Annotated in this window: 19 protein-coding genes and 1 pseudogene; 14 read left to right on the plus strand and 6 right to left on the minus strand. The window is 56.3% G+C overall.

Annotated features, from left to right (window positions below; translation table 11 throughout):
- Nucleotides 1-48: 48 nt before the first annotated feature.
- From APT89_RS00895 to mglC, 7 genes are all read left to right on the plus strand, one after another.
- Nucleotides 49-1197, plus strand: a complete 1149-nt coding sequence (locus APT89_RS00895) for a YbfB/YjiJ family MFS transporter (protein WP_041909011.1) — start codon at nt 49-51, stop codon at nt 1195-1197.
- 102 nt (nt 1198-1299) lie between these two features.
- Nucleotides 1300-1968, plus strand: a complete 669-nt coding sequence (gene folE, locus APT89_RS00900) for a GTP cyclohydrolase I FolE (protein WP_047363083.1) — start codon at nt 1300-1302, stop codon at nt 1966-1968.
- A gap of 18 nt (nt 1969-1986) precedes the next feature.
- Nucleotides 1987-3144: a DUF418 domain-containing protein YeiB gene (yeiB, locus tag APT89_RS00905; RefSeq protein WP_060571610.1), complete on the plus strand. Its 1158-nt coding sequence runs from the start codon at nt 1987-1989 to the stop codon at nt 3142-3144.
- 155 nt (nt 3145-3299) lie between these two features.
- On the plus strand, nt 3300-4322 hold the full coding sequence (galS, locus tag APT89_RS00910) for an HTH-type transcriptional regulator GalS (protein WP_041909015.1): 1023 nt from the start codon (nt 3300-3302) through the stop codon (nt 4320-4322).
- 294 nt (nt 4323-4616) lie between these two features.
- Nucleotides 4617-5615: a galactose/glucose ABC transporter substrate-binding protein MglB gene (mglB, locus tag APT89_RS00915; protein ID WP_008500923.1), complete on the plus strand. Its 999-nt coding sequence runs from the start codon at nt 4617-4619 to the stop codon at nt 5613-5615.
- Nucleotides 5616-5694: 79 nt separating this feature from the next.
- Nucleotides 5695-7215, plus strand: coding sequence for a galactose/methyl galactoside ABC transporter ATP-binding protein MglA (gene mglA, locus APT89_RS00920; protein ID WP_028013859.1), 1521 nt, complete (start codon nt 5695-5697; stop codon nt 7213-7215).
- A 15-nt stretch (nt 7216-7230) separates the two neighbouring features.
- Nucleotides 7231-8241 (plus strand): galactose/methyl galactoside ABC transporter permease MglC, encoded by a 1011-nt coding sequence (gene mglC / locus APT89_RS00925; protein WP_013097952.1) that lies wholly within the window; start codon nt 7231-7233, stop codon nt 8239-8241.
- A 49-nt stretch (nt 8242-8290) separates the two neighbouring features.
- Here mglC and APT89_RS00930 read toward each other — a convergent pair whose 3' ends face one another.
- From APT89_RS00930 to APT89_RS00950, 5 genes are all read right to left on the minus strand, one after another.
- Nucleotides 8291-9679, minus strand: coding sequence for a glutamine synthetase family protein (locus APT89_RS00930; protein ID WP_060571867.1), 1389 nt, complete (start codon nt 9677-9679; stop codon nt 8291-8293).
- 121 nt (nt 9680-9800) lie between these two features.
- Nucleotides 9801-10520 carry an outer membrane permeability protein SanA gene (sanA, locus tag APT89_RS00935; protein ID WP_028013857.1) on the minus strand — a complete coding sequence of 240 codons (720 nt, stop codon included), beginning with the start codon at nt 10518-10520 and terminating at the stop codon, nt 9801-9803.
- A gap of 126 nt (nt 10521-10646) precedes the next feature.
- A complete protein-coding gene (gene cdd / locus APT89_RS00940) occupies nt 10647-11531 on the minus strand; it encodes a cytidine deaminase (RefSeq protein ID WP_060571611.1) in 885 nt (294 codons plus the stop codon).
- Nucleotides 11532-11660: 129 nt separating this feature from the next.
- Nucleotides 11661-12356 carry a CidB/LrgB family autolysis modulator gene (locus APT89_RS00945; protein ID WP_041909023.1) on the minus strand — a complete coding sequence of 232 codons (696 nt, stop codon included), beginning with the start codon at nt 12354-12356 and terminating at the stop codon, nt 11661-11663.
- A complete protein-coding gene (locus tag APT89_RS00950) occupies nt 12353-12748 on the minus strand; it encodes a CidA/LrgA family protein (protein ID WP_060571612.1) in 396 nt (131 codons plus the stop codon). The genes APT89_RS00945 and APT89_RS00950 overlap by 4 nt, the downstream gene beginning before the upstream one ends.
- A gap of 167 nt (nt 12749-12915) precedes the next feature.
- Here APT89_RS00950 and dusC point away from each other — a divergent pair, with 167 nt between their 5' ends.
- From dusC to APT89_RS00975, 5 genes and pseudogenes are all read left to right on the plus strand, one after another.
- Nucleotides 12916-13848: a tRNA dihydrouridine(16) synthase DusC gene (gene dusC, locus APT89_RS00955; RefSeq protein WP_060571613.1), complete on the plus strand. Its 933-nt coding sequence runs from the start codon at nt 12916-12918 to the stop codon at nt 13846-13848.
- Between the two features lie 338 nt (nt 13849-14186).
- On the plus strand, nt 14187-15494 hold the full coding sequence (locus APT89_RS00960) for a carbohydrate porin (protein ID WP_120787279.1): 1308 nt from the start codon (nt 14187-14189) through the stop codon (nt 15492-15494).
- Nucleotides 15495-15649: 155 nt separating this feature from the next.
- Nucleotides 15650-16483 (plus strand): BglG family transcription antiterminator LicT, encoded by an 834-nt coding sequence (gene licT / locus APT89_RS00965; RefSeq protein ID WP_041909031.1) that lies wholly within the window; start codon nt 15650-15652, stop codon nt 16481-16483.
- Nucleotides 16484-16507: 24 nt separating this feature from the next.
- A pseudogene (gene bglF / locus APT89_RS00970) lies at nt 16508-18473 on the plus strand (PTS beta-glucoside transporter subunit IIABC).
- A 12-nt stretch (nt 18474-18485) separates the two neighbouring features.
- Nucleotides 18486-19880 carry a glycoside hydrolase family 1 protein gene (locus APT89_RS00975; RefSeq protein ID WP_060571614.1) on the plus strand — a complete coding sequence of 465 codons (1395 nt, stop codon included), beginning with the start codon at nt 18486-18488 and terminating at the stop codon, nt 19878-19880.
- A 39-nt stretch (nt 19881-19919) separates the two neighbouring features.
- Here APT89_RS00975 and APT89_RS24755 read toward each other — a convergent pair whose 3' ends face one another.
- The gene (locus APT89_RS24755; RefSeq protein WP_446717758.1) at nt 19920-20084 is read right to left on the minus strand and encodes a hypothetical protein; all 165 of its coding nucleotides are present in this window, start codon (nt 20082-20084) and stop codon (nt 19920-19922) included.
- A 123-nt stretch (nt 20085-20207) separates the two neighbouring features.
- Between APT89_RS24755 and mdtQ the strand changes: the two genes are divergently transcribed.
- On the plus strand, nt 20208-21626 hold the full coding sequence (gene mdtQ, locus APT89_RS00980) for a multidrug resistance outer membrane protein MdtQ (RefSeq protein WP_060571615.1): 1419 nt from the start codon (nt 20208-20210) through the stop codon (nt 21624-21626).
- Between the two features lie 50 nt (nt 21627-21676).
- Nucleotides 21677-22441, plus strand: a complete 765-nt coding sequence (locus tag APT89_RS00985) for an SDR family oxidoreductase (RefSeq protein ID WP_060571616.1) — start codon at nt 21677-21679, stop codon at nt 22439-22441.
- Nucleotides 22442-22460: the final 19 nt, after the last annotated feature.

The raw sequence follows: 22460 nt of genomic DNA on the forward strand, positions 1-22460 counted from the left end.
CGAGATGCTGCATCATAAATTTACTTTTCTTTAACAATTGGAGCAGTCATGGCGCTGCGTATTGCGCTTAGTGGGTTTGTCGTTCTGGTGGTGGCGATGGGGATAGGGCGCTTCGCCTTTACGCCTCAGGTGCCACTGATGATTGCCGCCGGGCAACTCACGCTCACCAGCGCAGGTCTGGTGGCGGCGATGAATTATCTGGGCTATCTGGTGGGCGCATGGGATGCCATGCGGGCGCACCGCTTTGTTGAAACGCGACTCTGGCTTGGCATCACCGGTGCGGTTGCGCTGACCCTGCTCTCCGCCGCCGCGGATAACGCCGTTGTGCACGGCCTGCTGCGCTTTGTGATTGGCTGCATGAGCGGCTGGTCAATGGTGCTGATTGCCGCCTGGAGCAACGAGCGGCTGGGGCAGCTGGGTAAACCGGGGCTCAGCGCCGCCGTGTTTGCAGGACCAGGCGCGGGCATCGCCCTGAGCGGCCTGCTCGCGGTCTATATTCAGGCTAAATCCCTTTCGGCCGGTGCGGCATGGCAAATCTACGGCGTGCTGGCGCTGGTATTGGTCGCGCTGGTGGCGCGCTATCTGCCGCGTTCCGGACAGCTTCATCGACCCGGCAGCGCGCCAGAGCCGCTGGTGCTGACGACGGATCTCAAGCGCCTGGTCTGGAGCTACAGCCTGGCGGGATTTGGCTATATCCTTCCGGCGACCTTTCTTTCGCAAATGGCGGCGGTGCGTTTTCCCGGCAGCCTGTTTGCCCAGTTTGTCTGGCCGATTTTTGGTGCCGCGGCCGTGGTGGGGATTGCGCTCAGCATTCTTTTGCGCCACACCTCAACGGCTAACCGCAGGCTGGCGATAGTGCTGTGGTTACAGGGGGCGGGCGTGCTGGCAGCCTGGCTGCTGCCGGGCATTGGCGGCTTGCTGACGGGCGGGCTGCTGGTCGGCGGCGGGTTCCTCTGCGCGGTGCAGCTCTCTCTTTTATACGGCCGCGAGCTGGCACCGAACCACACGCGCTATATGGCGGGGCTGCTCACCACCGGGTATGCCATCGGGCAATTGGTGGGGCCGGTGACCTCGGCGTTATCAACCTGGCTAACCCACCGGTTGGAGCCTGCGCTGGGGCTGGCTGGCGTTGCGCTGTTTGTCGCGGGTGCCCTGGTCTGGAATCGCCACGCTGAAAGGCAACAGCAATTGCAATAATTATCGTCGTGAATACTGGATTATGTGCGTCGCCTCACGCACAATGAGCGCATACTTTTGCCACAACGAGGGCGAAAGACGCCACACCTGCAGGAGAACAAAATGTCATCACTCAGTAAAGAAGCTGCCCTGGTCCACGAAGCCCTGCTCGCGCGCGGTCTTGAAACGCCACTGCGTCCGCCCGTTCAGGATATGGACAATGAAACCCGTAAAAGATTGATTTCCGGGCATATGACCGAGATCATGCAACTGCTGAATCTCGATCTGAGCGATGACAGCCTGATGGAGACGCCCAAGCGTATCGCGAAAATGTACGTTGACGAAATTTTCTCCGGACTGGATTACGCCAACTTCCCGAAAATTACCGTCATCGAAAACAAGATGAAGGTGGATGAGATGGTGACGGTCCGTGATATTACGCTGACCAGCACCTGCGAGCACCATTTCGTGACCATCGACGGCAAAGCGACCGTGGCGTATATCCCGAAAGACACGGTGATTGGCCTGTCGAAGATCAACCGTATTGTGCAGTTCTTCGCGCAGCGCCCTCAGGTGCAGGAGCGTCTGACGCAGCAGATCCTGATCGCGCTGCAAACGCTGCTGGGTACCAATAACGTGGCGGTCTCAATTGATGCGGTGCACTACTGCGTGAAAGCGCGCGGCGTGCGTGATGCGACCAGTGCGACCACCACCACCTCGCTGGGCGGCCTGTTTAAATCGAGCCAGAACACCCGCCAGGAGTTCCTGCGCGCCGTGCGTCACCACAACTAATCAGACAGGGCAGGGACCATGGAGCGAAACGTCACGCTCGATTTTGTTCGCGGCGTCGCCATTCTGGGTATCCTGCTGCTGAATATCAGCGCCTTCGGTCTGCCGAAGGCCGCTTACCTCAATCCCGCCTGGTACGGCGACATCACCCGAAGCGATGCCTGGACGTGGGCGATCCTCGACCTGTTTGCTCAGGTTAAATTCCTCACGCTGTTTGCGCTGCTGTTTGGCGCGGGCCTGCAGCTTCTGCTCAAACGCGGCACGCGCTGGATCCAGTCGCGCTTAACGCTGCTGGCAATTCTCGGCTTTATCCACGGCCTGTTCTTCTGGGATGGTGATATTCTTCTTGCTTATGGGTTAGTCGGGCTAATCTGCTGGCGGCTGATTCGCGACGCGCACAGCGTGAAAAGCCTGTTTAACACCGGCGTGATGCTCTATCTCATGGGGCTCGGCGTCCTGCTTTTGCTGGGGCTGATCTCCGGTGACGCGACAAACCGTTCCTGGATCCCGGACGCCGCTAACCTCCAGTACGAGCAGTACTGGAAGCTGAAGGGCGGTACGGAAGCGATAAGCAACCGTGCGGATATGCTGGGCGACAATCTGCTTGCCCTGGGGGCGCAATACGGCTGGCAGCTGGCGGGCATGATGCTGATGGGCGCGTCACTGATGCGCACCGGCTGGCTGAAAGGGGAATTCAGCCTGCGGCACTACCGCCGCACCGGCGCGGGGCTGGTCCTGCTGGGCGTGCTGATTAACCTTCCGGCGGTAATGGCGCAGTGGCACCTTCACTGGGATTACCGCTGGTGCGCGTTCCTGCTGCAGACGCCGCGTGAATTGAGCGCGCCGTTCCAGACCATCGGCTATGCGGCGCTGATCTATGGTTTCTGGCCGCAGCTTTCTCGCCTGTGGATCGTCAGCGCCGTAGCCTGCGTTGGGCGGATGGCGTTAAGTAATTACCTCCTGCAGACGCTGGTCTGCACCACGCTTTTCTATCGCTTTGGCCTGTTTATGAAATTCGACCGCCTCGGACTGCTGGCGTTTGTTATTCCGGTCTGGATACTAAATCTGGCGTTTTCTGTCATCTGGCTGCGTTATTTCCGCCAGGGACCGCTGGAGTGGGTGTGGCGTCAGTTAACCGCACATGCTTCAGGGGTATCATTGAGTAATACATCCAGATAACGATCTGGATCACAATCATTAACAAAACGGATGTAAGCGTTTTCATGAGTGTGACCTTCTTCACGTAGTCCCCTTTCTCTCGCTGCCAAAATAGCCACCTTGCTAAACACAGGGGGTGTCTGTGAGTTGCTGCAATTCTTTGAAGGATGGTGAATATGATCACCATTCGTGACGTCGCCCGTCTGGCGGGCGTTTCTGTGGCTACCGTCTCCCGCGTGCTGAACAACAGCGCGCTGGTCAGCCCTGAAACCCGTGAAACCGTAATGAAAGCCGTGACCCAGCTCGGGTACCGGCCAAATGCCAACGCGCAGGCGCTGGCAACACAGGTCAGCGATACCATCGGTGTGGTGGTAATGGATGTCTCGGACGCCTTTTTCGGTGCGCTGGTGAAAGCGGTCGATGTGGTCGCCCAGCAGCATCAGAAATACGTGCTGATTGGCAACAGCTATCACGAGGCGGAAAAGGAGCGCTATGCCATTGAAGTGCTGATCCGCCAGCGCTGCAACGCCCTGATTGTTCACTCAAAAGCCTTAAGCGATGAAGAGCTGGCCGGGTTTATGGAGCAGATCCCGGGCATGGTGTTAATCAACCGCATCGTCCCGGGCTATGCCCACCGCTGTGTCGGGCTGGATAACGTCAGCGGCGCCATGATGGCCACCAAAATGCTCATCAATAACGGCCATCAGCGGATCGGCTATCTGGCCTCCAGCCATCACATTGAAGATGACGAGCTGCGGCGTGAGGGGTGGCAAAACGCCCTGAAAGAGCACGGTATTACGCCATCAGAAAGCTGGATTGGCACCGGCACGCCGGATATGCAGGGCGGTGAGGCGGCAATGGTGGAACTGCTGGGCCGCAATCTGCAGCTTTCTGCGGTGTTTGCCTATAACGACAGCATGGCGGCAGGCGCGCTGACTGCGCTGAAGGACAACGGCATTGCGGTGCCACAGCATTTGTCATTGATTGGTTTCGATGATATTCCGATTGCCCGTTACACCGACCCGCAGCTGACAACGGTACGCTATCCCATTGCTTCTATGGCAAAACTGGCGACCGAGCTGGCGCTACAGGGAGCGGCAGGGCTGCTGGATCCGGGGGCAACTCACTGCTTCATGCCGACGCTGGTGCGTCGTCATTCCGTCGCCGCCCGGCAAATTGTGGTTCCGATCACTAACTGATTACACCAGGTGATGTAACCGTTTTCAATCTGTGAGTAAATTCACAGTATCTTAACAAGGCGCTGACTATGATGTCAGCGTTTTAGGGGCTGAAACGCTATGTAACGGTGATTATTCGCTTTCACCATAGCCTATGTGCCGCAAACAACGAATAAAACGCATTTCTGGAGCGTTACCGACCACGGAAGATAGAAATTTTATAAGTGAACGTCGGCTGTCAGTAACGTTTTATTAACACCTGCCTGCCGATCGTTATTCACAAGAACTACCCTGCATAAAAAAACCGGAGATACCATGAATAAGAAGGTGTTGACCCTGTCTGCTGTAATGGCAAGCATGCTTTTTGGTGCAGCAGCGCACGCTGCGGATACCCGTATTGGTGTGACCATCTATAAATACGACGACAACTTCATGTCTGTTGTGCGTAAAGCAATTGAGAAAGATGCGAAAGCAGCGCCAGACGTACAGCTGCTGATGAATGACTCCCAGAACGACCAGTCCAAACAGAACGATCAGATCGACGTTCTGCTGGCTAAAGGCGTTAAGGCCCTGGCGATCAACCTGGTTGACCCGGCTGCAGCAGGCACGGTTATTGAGAAAGCGCGCGGCCAGAACGTGCCAATCGTCTTCTTCAACAAAGAACCTTCCCGTAAAGCGCTGGACAGCTATGACAAAGCCTATTACGTCGGTACTGACTCTAAAGAGTCCGGCATTATTCAGGGCGATCTGATCGCGAAGCACTGGGCGGCGAACCCGAACTGGGACCTGAACAAAGACGGTCAGATCCAGTTCGTGCTGCTGAAAGGCGAACCTGGCCACCCGGATGCTGAAGCGCGTACCACCTATGTTATCAAAGAGCTGAACGACAAGGGCCTGAAAACCCAGCAGCTGGCGTTAGATACCGCGATGTGGGACACCGCTCAGGCGAAAGATAAGATGGACGCGTGGCTGTCTGGCCCGAACGCGAACAAAATCGAAGTGGTCATTGCCAACAACGATGCGATGGCAATGGGTGCGGTTGAAGCGCTGAAAGCCCACAATAAATCGTCCATCCCGGTATTTGGCGTGGATGCCCTGCCGGAAGCGCTGGCGCTGGTTAAATCTGGCGCGATGGCCGGTACCGTTCTGAACGATGCCAATAACCAGGCGAAAGCGACCTTCGATCTGGCGAAAAACCTCGCCGACGGTAAAGGCGCGGCGGATGGCACCAACTGGAAAATTGACAACAAAATCGTTCGCGTGCCTTACGTGGGCGTAGACCAGTCCAACCTGGCTGAGTTTATCGGTAAATAAGATCTTCGTTTTGTCTTCACTGGGCGCAATTCGTTGCGCCCTTTTATAACGCGATATGCGAGGCCAACAAGGTATAATTATGGTCAGCACAACTACTCAGTCGTCCGGTGAATACTTGTTGGAAATGACAGGCGTCAACAAGTCCTTCCCCGGTGTTAAGGCACTCGATAATGTTAATTTAAAAGTCCGTCCTCACTCTATTCATGCATTAATGGGGGAGAACGGTGCGGGTAAATCAACGTTATTAAAATGTCTTTTTGGGATCTATCAAAAAGATTCTGGCAGCATTCTTTTTCAGGGGAAAGAAATCGATTTCCATTCAGCGAAAGAAGCGCTGGAAAACGGTATCTCGATGGTTCACCAGGAATTAAACCTGGTACTGCAACGCTCGGTAATGGATAACATGTGGTTGGGACGTTACCCAACCAAAGGTGTGTTTGTCGATCAGGACAAAATGTATCGCGACACCAAAGCGATTTTCGATGAGCTGGATATTGATATCGATCCGCGCGCCCGCGTGGGGACATTATCCGTTTCCCAGATGCAGATGATCGAAATTGCCAAAGCGTTCTCCTATGATGCGAAAATCGTCATCATGGATGAACCCACCTCGTCATTAACGGAAAAAGAGGTTAATCACCTTTTTACCATTATTCGTAAGCTGAAAGAACGCGGCTGCGGCATTGTGTACATCTCGCACAAAATGGAAGAGATCTTCCAGCTGTGCGATGAAATTACCATCCTGCGCGACGGCCAGTGGATTGCCACGCAGCCGCTTGAAGGGCTGGACATGGACAAGATCATCGCCATGATGGTCGGCCGTTCCCTGAACCAGCGCTTCCCGGACAAAGAGAACAAGCCGGGTGAAGTAATTCTGGAAGTACGCAATCTGACCTCGCTGCGCCAGCCGTCCATCCGCGATGTTTCTTTCGACCTTCACAAAGGCGAAATTCTTGGCATTGCTGGCCTGGTAGGGGCAAAGCGTACCGACATCGTGGAAACCCTGTTTGGCATCCGCGAGAAGGCCGACGGCACCATCACGCTGCACGGGAAGAAAATTAACAACCATAATGCCAACGAAGCCATTAATAACGGTTTTGCGCTGGTGACGGAAGAACGTCGCTCGACCGGTATTTATGCTTATCTGGATATTAACTTTAACTCGTTAATCTCTAATATTCGCAATTACAAAAATAAAGTCGGGCTGCTGGATAACTCCCGCATGAAGAGCGATACCCAGTGGGTAATTGACTCCATGCGCGTGAAAACGCCTGGCCACCGTACCCAAATCGGTTCGCTTTCCGGTGGTAACCAGCAAAAAGTTATTATTGGCCGTTGGTTATTAACCCAGCCAGAAATTTTGATGCTGGATGAACCGACCCGGGGTATTGACGTCGGCGCGAAGTTTGAAATTTATCAGCTGATTGCCGAGCTGGCGAAAAAGAATAAAGGGATCATTATTATTTCTTCCGAAATGCCGGAACTGTTAGGGATCACGGACCGTATTCTGGTTATGAGCAATGGTCTCGTTGCCGGTATTGTTGACACCAAAACGACAACGCAAAATGAAATTTTGCGTCTTGCGTCTTTGCACCTTTAAGATCAGGGGCTCCTCATGAGTGCGTTAAATAAAAAAAGTTTTCTCACTTACCTGAAAGAAGGCGGTATTTACGTTGTTCTTTTAGTCCTGCTGGCCATTATTATTTTCCAGGACCCTACGTTCTTAAGCCTGCTGAACCTGAGTAATATTCTGACCCAGTCCTCCGTGCGTATCATCATTGCGCTGGGCGTGGCGGGCCTTATCGTCACCCAAGGGACGGACCTTTCTGCCGGTCGTCAGGTCGGCCTGGCGGCGGTTATTGCGGCAACCCTGCTGCAGTCGATGGAAAACGCCAACAAGGTGTTCCCGGAGATGGCGACCATGCCGATTTTCGTGGTGATCCTGATTGTCTGCGCCATCGGGGCGGTGATTGGCCTGATCAACGGTATTATCATCGCTTACCTGAACGTGACGCCATTTATCACTACGCTGGGTACGATGATCATCGTTTATGGTATCAACTCCCTGTACTACGACTTTGTGGGCGCGTCGCCGATTTCGGGCTTTGACAGCGGCTTCTCCACCTTCACGCAGGGGTTTATCGCGCTGGGCAGCTTCCGCCTGTCGTACATTACCTTCTATGCGCTGATTGCGGTGGCGTTCGTCTGGATCCTGTGGAACAAAACGCGCTTCGGTAAAAACATCTTCGCTATCGGTGGTAACCCGGAAGCGGCGAAAGTGTCCGGGGTAAACGTTGCCCTGAACCTGCTGATGATTTACGCGCTGTCCGGTGTGTTCTACGCCTTCGGCGGGATGCTGGAAGCAGGCCGTATCGGCTCCGCAACGAACAACCTTGGCTTCATGTACGAGCTGGATGCGATTGCGGCCTGCGTGGTCGGCGGCGTCTCCTTCAGCGGCGGGGTGGGTACCGTGCTCGGCGTGGTCACCGGTGTGATCATCTTTACCGTCATCAACTACGGTTTGACCTACATCGGCGTGAACCCGTACTGGCAGTACATCATCAAGGGCGCCATCATCATCTTCGCGGTGGCGCTGGATTCACTGAAGTACGCCCGTAAGAAGTAATCGTCACTCGCCATACCCGGCCCGCTCACCGAGCGGGCTTTTTTATGGCCTATGCCAGATGGGACTCTTCTTGCGTCACAATGCGCTCAAACCACTCGAGTTCAGAAAGCTTGCAGGCGACCCACTGTTCGGAGAAGGCGTCGCCCAGGCTGTCGGTGAGATACTGACAGCGGGCGAAGGCCTCAATCGCCTCCTGCTGGAACAGCGGGAGTTCCGGTTGGTCCTGCTGCGGTTCCGGGAGTTCCCCCTCGTCGATATGTTCCAGCCCGTACAGCATGCCGGTCAGGATTGTGGCCGCCACCAGATACGGATTCGCATCGGCTCCGGCCAGTCGGTACTCGATACGACGGTTGCTCTCTTCCGAGCAGGGAATGCGCAGGGCAGCGGAGCGGGTGTTATAGCCCCACGAGTTAAAGACGGGTTCCGTCAGGTTTTTTCGCAGGCGACGAAAGGCGTTGACCCCCGGCGCAAGAATGGCGACGGAGGCGTGCATCAGCGCCAGCTGGCCCGCGATGCACAAGCGCATCATGCTGCTCAGCGCGTTCACCGGCGAGGCAAAAACGTTCTCGCCACGGCTGTTGTTCAGGCTGAAATGGATGTGCAAACCGCTGCCGGAGAGCTGGCTGAAGGGCTTAGCCATAAAGTTAGCCTGAAGACCGTGCTTTTCAGCGACATAGCGGGTCAGGCGGCGCAGGGCCAGCACGTTATCACAGACCTCTACGACGCGCTGGCTGTGCTTCAGGTTTAATTCGTACTGTCCGGACTCGGCTTCCGCTACCACCCCTGACAGCGGGATGCGCTGAAGGTGCGCCAGCTGTTCCAGCTCGTCAAAAAGCGCCGCGTGCGCCGACGAGGTGTCTATGTGAAAACAGCCCTGATTTTGCGGATCGCGATCGCCCTGTCCCGTCAGGTAAAACTCTATTTCCGGGGCAATGACCGGGAAAAGGCCGTGCTGGTGGAAGCGGGCCACGACGTTCTGCAGTATCGCGCGTGGCTCAAGCGGGCAGGGGTTACCGTCGCTATCCTTCATCGTCAGCAGGATCTGCGCAGTATGCTCCGGATCCTGCGGACAGGGACGCAGAGAGCCGGCGACAGGGAGGCACAGCCGGTCGGGTTCATCATAAAGCGGGGCGGCGATTTTTCCCTTCTGATCCATGGAGTAGACGGAAAGCGGAAAATAACAGCCTTTTTCCAGACTCAGCATGCTCTCCACCGTGAGGCGCTTGCCGCGCATCGTGCCGTTGATATCGTTCAGGTAAACGTCAACGTGTTTCGTCTGCGGGTAGCGTTCCAGATAGTCGGCCACTTCCACGGTAACATTGTGCTGCAGGGCGTCAATTTTTTCATCCAGCCAGAGACCAGAATTAAGTGCGCCGGGGAGTGATAATCCGGGAAAGTTAAAGTAAGGGCGGAGACTTTTGAGGAAAAACGCATTCATTATCGAGTTCATAGTCATTCTTCAATGAAGCCGTAGCGGCAGTGAACTCAGGTTAAAAGAGCTGGCGTAAAGGGCGGATAAAAAGCGTCAGTGCCGGCGTAAAGAAAGTATAAAGGCAGGCCTACTTTTTCTCTTTTTTCTGCATATCCAGCAGCTGCTCCGGCGTCACCGCCGGGTAACCCTGCGCGTCTTCCGGCACTTCGTGCATTGCCGGGATCGGCACCAGCGGGCCTAAAAAGCGCGGTTCGCGTTTGAAGATATACAGATCGGCCAGGGCGCCAAAGCGGGCACCAAACTCGCGGACGCGCACGCTCAGCATATCTTTTGGCGACGGCACCGCGTAGCACTGGGCCTGAATGCCCATGTGCAGGGCGATAAACAGCGCGCGCTCGCAGTGGAAGCGCTGCGTGATGATGATGAAGTCGTTGGTATCGAAGACCTTGCGCGTGCGCACGATGGAGTCCAGGGTGCGGAACCCGGCGTAGTCGAGCACGATATCGGCAGGGTCCACGCCTGCGGCAATCAAATCCTTCCGCATCGTCACCGGCTCGTTATAGCTTTGCAGCGCGTTATCGCCGCTCAGCAGCAGGTAGTTTACCTTGCCGCTGTTGTAGGCGTTCAGCGCGCCCTGAATGCGGTAGCGGTAATACTGGTTGATCACCCCTGTGCGGTAATACTTGGCGGTGCCGAGCACCACGCCCACCTGACGGTAGGGCAGGTCCTGCAGGTCATCAAAGATGTAGGGGGCCGTTTTCCAGCTCATCCAGCGGTCGAGACCCAGCACGATAAACAGCAGTATGCCGACCAGGACAGACAGGCTGTAAAAAACGCGCTTTAACATGAAGATGGCTCGTTCGTGGATGAAATTTAACTCAGGCTACTTTACCCGCCTGGTTAGCGCAAGAAACAGCGACTCAACTGAGGGGTTTTTCAGCAACGTGGCGGACATTTCTGTCCGCCGGAAGGTTTACGCCAGCAGGACGCGGTCGATTGTCGTGCAGCCTAACGCCTTGAGCGTTGCGGCGGTGGCATCCCACTGAATCAGCGGCGCATCGGCCTTTTCGGCCAGAACGGCACGCTGAATGTCCGGATAATCGTAGCCGTTCAGGCTCAGCAGGTTGAGTGCGCCCTGCAGCGGCGGCAGCGTTGGGTTAAACGCGGCGTTTTCCGCATAGCTGCCGGTGAAGATACGGCCTTCGCGGCACTGCAGTGCCACGCCGCTCGGGGAGTTGCTGTAGGGGGTGTGGCTCTTGTTCGCCGCGCGTATGGCCGCCTGGTTCAGGTCATCGCCGGACAGGGCGAAACCGTGATCCTGCTCGTCCATCAGCAGCGTTTTAATCTCAAGATCTTTCGGGCCGAAGGCGTCAGGCAGGTAGTCCCCCAGCGTGTGCGGCGCGCGGCCCGGCAGGTTAATGCGCAGCTGCAGCCCGCTGTTCAGCTCGTTCATAAACTGGCGGCAGTGGCCGCACGGAGTGTAGTTTACGGTGATGGCGCTCAGGGCTTTCTCACCGCGCAGCCAGGCGTGGCTGATGGCGCTCTGCTCGGCGTGAACGGTCTGCTGCATGGTTGCGCCGAGGAACTCCATGTTCCCGCCGAAGTACCAGGTTCCGCTGACGCCGCGCGCGATGGCGCCGACGTTGAAGTGGGAAAGATCGGCCCGGGCGCAGGCGGCAGCCAGGGGCAGCAGTGCGAAAGCCAGCGCGTCTTCATCCAGCCCGGTTGCCTGTTTAAGCACCGTGACCTGCTCCGCCGTCAGCAGGGCGGGGAAATGTGCATCTGCCAGAACGGGAGCGAGGGCTGACTGCAAATTCTCTGCAAGCTGAGCGAAGGCAGCTTGAAAACGTGGGTGCATGGCGTTTGCCTCATAAAGGTTAATGGATCGGTAGTTTACGGAGCCGCAAGGTCTTTATATGTGATCCAAATCTCATTATGTATGCAACTTATGAAATCAAACTGAAATTTGCACGACGCATCGCAAATTTTAGCCCATCACCGCCAGAATCAGCGGGAAAATGAACGGGGCGAGCAGGGAGGTGATAATCCCGCAGATCACCAGCGCAAGCGAGCTAAACGCCCCTTCCTGATAGTCCAGCTCCGCGCAGCGAGCGGTACCCAGCGCGTGCGAGGCGGTGCCCATCGACAGCCCGCGCGCCGCTTTGGTGTGAATACGCATCCCGTTCAGCAGGGTGTGGCCAAACACCGCGCCGAGAATACCGACGAAAATCACGCACATCGCGCTTATGGCCGGAATACCGCCGAGGCTGCCGCCTACCGCCATTGCGATAGGCGTGGTCACTGATTTAGGCAGGATAGAGGCGGCAATTTGCGGGGAGGCCCCCATCAACAGCGCCACCGACGTGCCGGTAATCATCGCCACCAGGCTTCCCACAAAACAGATAGTAATGATGGACTTCCACCGTGCGCGGATCTGGTGCAGCTGCTCATATAAAGGAAAGGCAAGCGCGACAACGGCGGGCTGCAGGAGGTCGTTTAAAATTTTGCTGCCCGCAAAGTAACGCTCATAAGGAATGCCGGTGAGCAGCAGGAAGGGAATAATCACCACCATCGCCACCAGCAGGGGGTTCAGCAAGGGCATTTTAAATCGTGCGGCAAGCTTGCGCGCGGCGAAGAATACCAGCAGGGTTAACGGCAGTGACCACCAGATATTAGCCATCATTTTTTTGTTTTCTCCCCGACCACGTTACGTTCTCCATGTATCAGATGAGAACTCCAGCTCACCACCAGGAAAACCACCAGCGTGCTGACCGCGCAGGAGACAACAATCGGGCCGAACTGCGCCTTGAGCAAATCAAAATACTGCATGACGCCCACGCCGATAGGCACGAACAGCAGCGCCATGTAGCGGATAAGAATGAAGCAGCCTGGATTGACCCACTTTGCAGGCAGAATTTGCAGCGCCAGTAAAACGAAGAGGATCAGCATACCGATAATGCTGCCGGGAATGGTGATAGGCAGCAGCGACGCGATGAAAATGCCGGCATACAGGCAGGCGTAAATCAGGACGAATGCGCGCAGATATTGCCAGATAATGTTCAATGATTTGCTCATGGTGAAAGTCCTTGATGAAACGCATTCATCATACAATTAAACCCGAAAATGTGCCACGGATCACATCATGAATTTTGAGCATACCAGACATTCCGAATTGGAACGTCGGGCTTTCCACACACAAACAGAGCAGATACTATAGCGCGTCTTTTTTCACAGGTACTGTTATGCGTGTTTTACTGGCCCCAATGGAAGGCGTGCTCGACTCTCTCGTACGCGAGCTGCTTACCGAGGTGAACGACTACGATCTCTGCGTGACGGAGTTTTTACGCGTGGTCGATATGTTGCTGCCAGAAAAGTCATTCTATCGTCTCTGCCCTGAACTGCATCGCCAGAGCCGGACCCCTTCCGGCACGCTGGTGCGTATTCAGCTGCTCGGCCAGTATCCTGAATGGCTGGCGGAAAATGCCGCCCGCGCGGTAGCGCTTGGCTCTTACGGGGTGGATCTCAACTGCGGCTGCCCGTCGAAGCTGGTGAACGGTAGCGGCGGCGGGGCGACGTTGCTGAAAGATCCTGAGCTGATTTACCGCGGCGCGAAAGCCATGCGTGAGGCCGTGCCCTCGCATTTGCCGGTGACGGTTAAGGTGCGCCTGGGGTGGGACAGCGACGCCCGACAGTTTGAAATTGCCGATGCGGTGCAGCAGGCCGGGGCCACCGAGCTGGTGGTGCACGGACGTACTAAAGAAGATGGCTATAAAGCGGACCGCATTAACTGGCAGGCGATTGGCGAGATCCGCAAACGCCTCAGCATTCCGGTTATCGCCAACGGTGAAATCTGGGACTACGAGAGCGCGCAGGCGTGCATGAAAGAGACGGGCTGCGACGCGGTGATGATAGGCCGCGGCGCGCTGAACGTGCCAAACCTCAGCCGGGTGGTGAAACATAACGAACCGCGCATGCCGTGGGCAGACGTGGTCACGTTGCTGCAAAAATACAGCCGTCTGGAAAAGCAGGGCGACACCGGTTTGTATCACGTCGCGCGCATCAAACAGTGGCTCAGTTATTTACGCAAAGAGTACAGCGAAGCGTTGGATTTATTTCAGGAGATCCGCACCTTACAAATTTCTGCCGATATTGCGCGTGTCATCCAGTCAAAATAATAAGCGTTAATTTGCTCACACTTTTTTAAAATATAAAACGATGCAGGTTTTCAAGGTGGCGCGACGATGTTAAGGTGCCACTGTTTTCAACGCAGGATTGTTACTGGTTAACAGGCAAAACCTAAGCGTTTCACAGCATTAACCGCTGTGGAGCGCTTAGGTTTTTTTTTGCCTGTCATTCACGAAGGAGGGCCATTTGGCCTAACGCTTTTTGCTGGAACGAATAATCAAAATACGACGGGAAATAACAAATTTCCTGCGAACGGTTACGCATTAATACTCAGCTACAGGTTGCTATTATGACAAATAAATATAATCTTTGTGCCCTCGCTTTATTGATGATATCGCCTTTAACAGTGGCGCAGGAGTGGAATGGAACGGTATTAGGGTTTGAAGCCCCGCCGGAGCCTGTTCTGGGCGAAATGCTCGGCATACGCAAAATCCTTAACGATAACGGTTTTACCTATAACCTCGGATACCTCAATGAAATTGGCTGGAACGGCGGCGGCGGATATAACCACGACTCCCACGTGGCCTATATTGACCAGTTCGCGCTGACCTTCAACCAGGATCTGGCGCGCTGGACGGGCATCCCGGATGCGCGTATTGAGGGGAATATCGTCAACCGCAACCACAATGACGACCTCACCACTAAACGCGTGCAGGATCCGCGCGTGAACTTCAACGATTTGACCCAGGAAAGCTGGGGCGGGCAATCCATAACCCGTCTGGGCTGGCTGACGTTTGCCCGCAGCTTTGACGACCGACGCCTCACCTGGCGTATCGGCATGATGAACAAGGTGCAGACCTTCGATCAAATCATCCCGTGCGACTTCCAGATGCTCTCCCAGTGCGGTGGGAAATCGGCCAACTCGCTGACCTGGAACAACTGGAACGTTCACACCTGGGGCACCACGCTGGAGTATAAGCTCACGCCAACCGTCACCTTAAAAGGCGGCGTGATGGAGCAAAACCCGGACGCCTCCAGCCGCAGCCACGCGTGGAGCTGGTCTACGAAGGGCAGCAAAGGAATCTTGCTCCCGGTCGAAATCGAAGCGCGTCCGCTGATTAACGGCCTGCCGGGCGCCTATAACCTCGGCGTGGTGTTTACCAACGCGCCGCAAACCGATCTCTATAGCGGTGCATCGGGCGGAGCGGGCGCCACCGATCCGGACGGTTACGAGAAGCATAACCGTACCTGGTTTATGTACGCCGGGCTTAACCAGCAGATCACGCAGCACAAGGACGATCCGAATCGCGGGTTGAGCACCTCGGTCAGCATGAGCCTTGCGGATCAGCGCAGCAATTACATGCATCAGGTCTACGCCGCCTCGCTGCGCTATCGCGGGCTGTTTGACGCTCGCCCGGAAGACTGGATTGGCTTCGGGCTGACCTGGATTGATATGAGCAGCCAGTACGCCCGCAACCAGCGCTATATGAACAGCCTGAGCGGCGTGTCGGACTATAACGATCCGGCGTACCATCCAGTGCCGGGCCACTCCCTGAACGGTGAGTTTTACTATCGCTTCCGTCCGGTGTCGTGGCTGGAGCTGCAGCCGGGCATTCAGTACTGGCACCATCCGGGCGGCGTATCCCGGACGCAGGATGCCTGGGTGACGGAGCTGAAAACCGTCGTGACGTTCTAGCAATGTCGATCTGCGTCACGTTTTTTACCCGTGACGCATTGAGGCTACGAATGAAACTGATAGAGTGCCAGAACTGGATTGTTACTGCTTCGGCAGGCAAAACCTGATTTTCTGGCTTCTGCCGGAGGTCAGGTTTTTTTGTTTCTGGGGTTCCGATGAAAATCGCCAAGATACTCAATAATAACGTGGTGGTTGTTCAGGATGAGCGCGGGCGCGAACAGGTGGTGATGGGCCGCGGGCTGGCCTTTCAGAGGCGCGTGGGTGAAGCGCTGGATACCGCGCTGATTGAAAAGGTGTTTGCGTTACAGAGCGATGAGCTGGTGCAGCGTCTCGGTGAACTGCTGAGCCAGATCCCGCTGGAGGTGATGACCACCTGCGACCGCATCATTGGGCTGGCGGCGCAACGGCTGGGGAAATTGCAGGAAAGTTTGTACATCACCCTGACCGACCACTGCTACTTCGCGATTGAGCGCCAGAAGAAAGGGCTGGCGATTAAAAACGTGCTGCTGTGGGACATCAAGCGCCTCTATCCGAAGGAGTTTGAGCTGGGGCAGGAGGCGAGGGCCATTATCGCCAAACGCCTGAACGTCGAGCTGGCTGAGGACGAAGCAGGGTTTATCGCGCTGCATCTGGTCACCGCGCAGTTGAACAGCGAAATGCCGGAAGTGATGCACGTAACAAGAGTGATGCAGGAGATCCTGCAGCTGGTGAAGTATCAGCTACAGCTGGAGTACGACGAAGAGTCGCTCAGCTATCAGCGTTTTGTCACGCATCTGAAGTTTTTTGCCCAGCGGATGCTGACCCGCACCGTGGTGGACGATGACGACGTCTCGCTGCATACCGCGGTAAAGGACAACTACGCGAAAGCGTGGAAATGCGCCGAGAAAATCGCGCAGCACCTGAACAAAAGCTATCAGCGCGAGCTGACGACCGAAGAAATTATGTTCCTCGCCATTCATATTGAACGGGTGAGAAAAGAGGGGCGTTAAGCCTCAAATCTGGATTGTTACTGCATAACGCAGGCAAAACCTGGGCGCGGCCTCCGCAAGGAGGACGTTCTCGGGTTTTTTTATTTTTATACTCAGTCAACACGTGCCTGCGGGCATCGGATGTAAGGAAATCGAGATGGAATACCAGGCGTTAGCAAAGGATATTCTCGGCCACGTTGGCGGAAAAGAGAACATTGTCAGCCTTGTCCACTGTGCGACCCGGCTTCGCTTTAAACTGAAAGATAAACAGAAAGCGGACGCTGAAGGGCTGAAGAAAAACCCGGGCGTGATTATGGTGGTCGAAAGCGGCGGCCAGTTCCAGGTGGTGATTGGTAACCACGTACACGACGTCTGGCAGGCGGTACGTAGCGAGGCCGGGCTCACCGACGACGCGCCGGCCGTGGAGGAGAAGGGCGAGAAGGGCAACCTGCTGGGCCGCCTGATCGACATCGTCTCCGGAATTTTCACTCCGTTTATCGGCATTCTGGCGGCCTCCGGTATTCTGAAAGGGCTGCTGGCGCTGGCGGTGGTCTGCGACTGGCTCACTCCTGAAAGCGGCACCTATAAAATCTGGTTCGCCGCGAGCGACGCGCTGTTCTTCTTCTTCCCGCTGGTGCTGGGCTATACCGCGGGGAAAAAATTTGGTGGCAACCCGTTTATTACGATGGTGATCGGCGGGGCCCTTACGCACCCGATGATGATCGCCGCGTTCAATGCCAGCCAGCAGCCGGGGGCGTTTACCGATGCGTTTCTTGGTATACCGATCACATGGTTTAACTACAGCTCGTCGGTGATCCCGATCATTCTCGCCGCGTGGGTAAGCTGCTGGCTGGAAAAACAGAGTACCAGGCTGCTGCCGTCCTCGATGAAGAACTTCTTCGCGCCGCTGATTTGCTTAGGCGTGACCGTGCCGCTGACCTTCCTGGTCATTGGCCCGCTGGCGACCTGGCTCAGCCAGATGCTGGCCAACGGCTACCAGTGGGTTTATGTCCTGGCACCGTGGCTGGCGGGCGCGGCAATGGGGGCGCTGTGGCAGGTCTGCGTGATCTTCGGCCTGCACTGGGGGCTGGTGCCGCTGATGATTAACAACCTGGCGGTGCTGGGCCATGACTCCATGCTGCCGATGCTGCTCCCGGCGGTGTTTGGCCAGGTGGGCGCGGCGCTGGGGATTTTCCTGCGCACCCGCGACGCGCGCCAGAAAATGCTGGCCGGTTCGTCCGTGACGGCGGGGATTTTTGGCATCACCGAACCGGCCGTGTACGGGGTTAACCTGCCGCTGCGCCGTCCGTTTATCTTTGGCTGCGTCGCGGGTGCCGTCGGCGGCGCGATAGTCGGCTTTAGCGACACTCATGTCTATTCGTTCGGCTTTGCCAATATTTTTACCATCGCCCAGATGATCCCGCCGGGCGGCGTAGACGCCACCCTGTGGGGCGGCATTATCGGCACCGTCGTGGCGCTGGTGCTGGGCTGCGTCCTGACGCTGGTGGCGGGCATGCCAGCACGCTCAGCGCCCGAGGCGGTTGCGCCAGCGGGTGAAAACGATGTGCTGGCACCGATGACCGGTACCGTGCTGGCGCTCGATCAGGTGCCTGATACCACCTTTGCCAGCGGCCTGCTGGGCAGCGGTGCCGCCATCATTCCCTCCGACAACAGGGTGGTTGCCCCGTTTGCGGGCGTTGTTGCCTCTCTTTTCCAGACCAAACACGCCATCGGCCTGCTCAGCGACAGCGGCATTGAAGTGTTAATCCACGTGGGGATCGACACCGTGAAGCTCGATGGTAAACCGTTTACCGCCCATGTGAAGGTGGGCGACAGGGTGCAGCCGGGCGACCTGCTGCTGGAGTTTGATCGTCAGGCGATTATCGATGCCGGATACGACCTGGCGACGCCGATCATTATCAGTAACAGCGACGAGTATCGCGCGGTGGCGACCGTGGCGGCAACGTCCGTCAACGCCGGTGCACCGCTGCTCAGCGTAAGCCATCAATAACAGGAGAACGTGATGAAAACTTTCCCGGATGATTTTTTATGGGGCGGCGCGGTTGCCGCGAACCAGGTAGAAGGCGCATATCTGGAGGATGGCAAAGGGCTTTCCACCTCAGACGTCCAGCCGCAGGGGGTCTTTGGCCCGGTGGTGGAGCGCATGGCGGGCGACAGCGGGATTAAAGATGTGGCGATAGATTTCTATCACCGCTACCCGGAAGACATCAAACTCTTTGCCGAAATGGGCTTTAGCTGCCTGCGCGTCTCCATTGCCTGGACGCGTATCTTCCCGAACGGCGACGAGCAGACGCCAAACGAAGCGGGTCTGGCGTTTTACGACAGGTTGTTTGACGAACTGGCCGCGCACGACATCACGCCGCTGGTAACGCTGTCGCATTACGAAATGCCGTGGGGGCTGGTGAAACAGTACGGCGGCTGGGGCAGTCGTCAGACTATCGGCTTCTTTGAGCGCTACGCCCGAACCGTCTTTGCGCGCTACAGGGAGAAGGTGAAGCTGTGGCTGACCTTCAACGAAATCAACATGTCCCTGCATGCGCCGATGACTGGCGTGGGCCTGCCGGAAACCAGCAGCAAAGGGGAAGTGTATCAGGCGATCCACCATCAGCTGGTGGCCAGCGCGCTGGCGGTGAAAGCCTGCCACGAGATTATCCCGGATGCAAAAATTGGCAACATGCTGCTGGGCGGCCTGATGTACCCGCTGACCTGCAGGCCAGAAGACGTGCTGGAGGCGCTACAGGAGAACCGCGCCTGGCAGTTCTTTGGCGACGTGCAGTGCCGCGGGGCGTACCCGGGGTATATGCTGCGCTTCTTCCGCGACAGCGAAATTGAGATTGATATCACCGACGCCGACCGCGAGGCGCTGAAATCCACCGTCGATTTTATCTCGTTCAGCTATTACATGACCGGCTGCGTGACGACCGATGACGAGTTGAACCAGCAGGCGCGGGGCAACATCCTGAGAATGGTGCCAAACCCGCATCTGGCAAGCTCAGAGTGGGGCTGGCAGATCGATCCGGTTGGCCTGCGTACGCTGCTGAACGTGCTCTGGGATCGTTATCAGAAGCCGCTGTTTATCGTCGAGAACGGCCTCGGCGCGAAGGACAAACCGGACGCCGACGGCGTGGTGCAGGATGATTACCGCATCAGCTACCTTAACGACCACCTGGTGCAGGTGCGCGAGGCGATTGACGACGGCGTTGAGGTAATGGGATACACCAGCTGGGGGCCCATCGACCTGGTCAGCGCCTCCAAAGCGGAACTGTCCAAGCGCTACGGCTTTATTTATGTGGACCGCGATGACAGCGGTAAAGGCACTCTGGCCCGCAGCCGCAAAAAGAGTTTTTACTGGTATAAAGAGGTGATTGCCACGAAGGGGGCATCGCTGAAAGCCTGAAAGGAATAACGTCGCCCGGCGCAGTGCCGGGCAAATAAATCAGAAAATCATTTTGAATACGCCGGTAACCACTAACAGCCCTATCAAAAATATAATTAAAATAACCCACAGTAATATTTTCATTCCCTTCTCCTGCCCGTGTATGACACTGAATAAGTGTAGCAGCCAATTCATAATTGGAATGGATATGTTGAATTTATTCATTGGGGTTAGGAATAAATTGCCGAATATGAAAATGTATGACAATTTGCGGATTGCCACGCGTTACTAAAAAACGGAATGGCATCAAGCGTAATTTGCGCCTTTAATTTTTTGAGTTATGGCGTAATGAAACGTTCTCTTATTTTATCTCTGAGTGCTCCTCTTGTCTTAATGCTGGCTGCCTGCGCGCAGGAACATGCCAGCGTGTCGCCGATTAAAACGCAAGCCGCTGCGGCGTCGGTGAATACACGGCTAAGTCAAACCAGCTGGCCGAAAAACGAATGGTGGAAAGACTATAACGATCCGCAGCTTAATTCTCTGATCGCGAAGGCGCTAAATGATGCGCCGGATATGCAAATCGCCCGACAGCGTATTACGCTCGCGGAAGCGCAGGCGAAAGCCACCCTGGCGGCAGACGGCCCTCAGATGGATTTTTCCGCCGATGCGGAGCGGCAGAAGATGTCTGCGGAAGGGCTGATGGGGCCCTTCGCCATTACCGATCCGGCCGCGGGCACCACCGGGCCGTGGTATACCAACGGTACCTTTGGCCTGACAGCGGGCTGGGATCTCGATTTGTGGGGAAAAAACCGCGCGCAGGTTGAAGCCCGTATCGGCAAGGTCAACGCCCAGAAAGCTGAGATGGAGCAGACGCGTCAGCTGTTGGCCAGCAGCGTCGCGCGGCTTTACTGGGAGTGGCAGACCCAGGCCGCGGTGGGGGACGTTCTCGCACAGATTAAACACGAGCAGGAAAATATCATCGGTGCCGACCGCAAGCTGTATCAGCACGGGATCACATCTTCGGTAGAAGGTGTCGAAACCGATATCAATGCCAGTAAAACCGAAGAGCAGATTGCCGGGGTAAAAGGCAAAATGAAAGCCGTTGAGGCACGTCTGCAGGCCCTGACTAATACCTCCTCAATGAAACTGACTCGCCATGCTTTACCGGCAGCAGAAGCGGCGTTGCCTACCACGCTGGGATACGAGCTGCTGGCTCGCCGCCCGGATCTGCAGGAGGCGCACTGGTACATTGAAGCTTCCCTGAGCGAAGTGGATGCCGCCAAAGCCGCCTTCTATCCCGACGTGAATCTGATGGCATTCTTGCAGCAGGATGCCCTGCATCTGAGCGATCTGTTCCGTTCCTCCGCCCAGCAAATGGGCGTCACCGCCGGGCTGACGCTGCCGATCTTCGACAGCGGCAGGCTGAATGCGAATCTGGATATTGCCCAGGCGCAGAACAATCTGTCGGTGGCTAACTACAACAAGGCAGTGGTCGATGCCGTTAATCAGGTGGCGCGCACGGCCAGCGAAGTTGAAACCCTGACCGCAAAAAATCAGCAACAGCAGCAGGTCGAGAAAGATGCCGCGCGCGTGGTGGCACTGGCACAGGCGCGCTTTAGCGTCGGGATTATTGCCGGTTCCCGCGTCAGCGAGGCCAAAATTCCGGCACTCAAGGAACATATCGCTGCACTGACCCTGAAAGGGCAGTACCTGGATGCCACGCTACAGCTGACGTCCGCGCTGGGCGGTGGCTATCATCACGGCTAAAAAGGGTGATTATCTATACTTACCTCTTTGCACATTTTCAGGAGGTGAGTATGAACAGAGTAGCGATTGTAACCGCATCGGATTCCGGGATCGGTAAAACCACGGCGCTGATGCTGGCAGAGCGCGGGTTTGATATTGGCGTCACCTGGCATTCGGATGAAAAAGGGGCGCTGGAAACCTGCCGCGAAGTCGAAGCGCGGGGGCAGCGCGCGGAGGCTATCCATCTTGATTTAGGCACGCTCCCGGACGGCGCTGAAGCCATTGAAACGCTCATTGCACGTTTCGGCCGGCTGGACGTGCTGGTTAACAATGCCGGAGCGATGACCAAAGCGCCATTTCTTGAGATGGCGTTTGACGACTGGCGGAACATTTTTACCGTCGACGTGGACGGCGCGTTTCTCTGCTCGCAGATTGCGGCACGGCAGATGGTGAAGCAGGGGGAAGGGGGGCGGATTGTGAACATCACCTCGGTGCATGAGCACACGCCGCTGCCTGATGCCAGCGCTTACACGGCTGCGAAACATGCGCTCGGCGGCTTAACCAAATCGATGGCGATGGAGCTGGTGAAGCACAAGATTCTGGTGAACGCCGTCGCGCCGGGGGCCATTGCCACGCCGATGAACGATATGGACGACAGCGAAGTGAAGGAAGGGGCAATGCCGGAAATTCCGCTGGCAAGGCCGGGCCACACCAAAGAAATCGCCAGCCTGGTGGCGTGGCTGTGTGACAGCGACGCCAGCTATACCACAGGGCAATCGTTTATCGTCGACGGGGGCTTTATGCTGGCGAACCCGCAGTTTAAGCCGGAAGGGTAACAGGTTTCCCCTCAATGTA

This window comes from Enterobacter sp. 50588862 (assembly GCF_001462935.1).
GTDB classification, from domain to species: Bacteria; Pseudomonadota; Gammaproteobacteria; order Enterobacterales; family Enterobacteriaceae; genus Enterobacter; species Enterobacter bugandensis.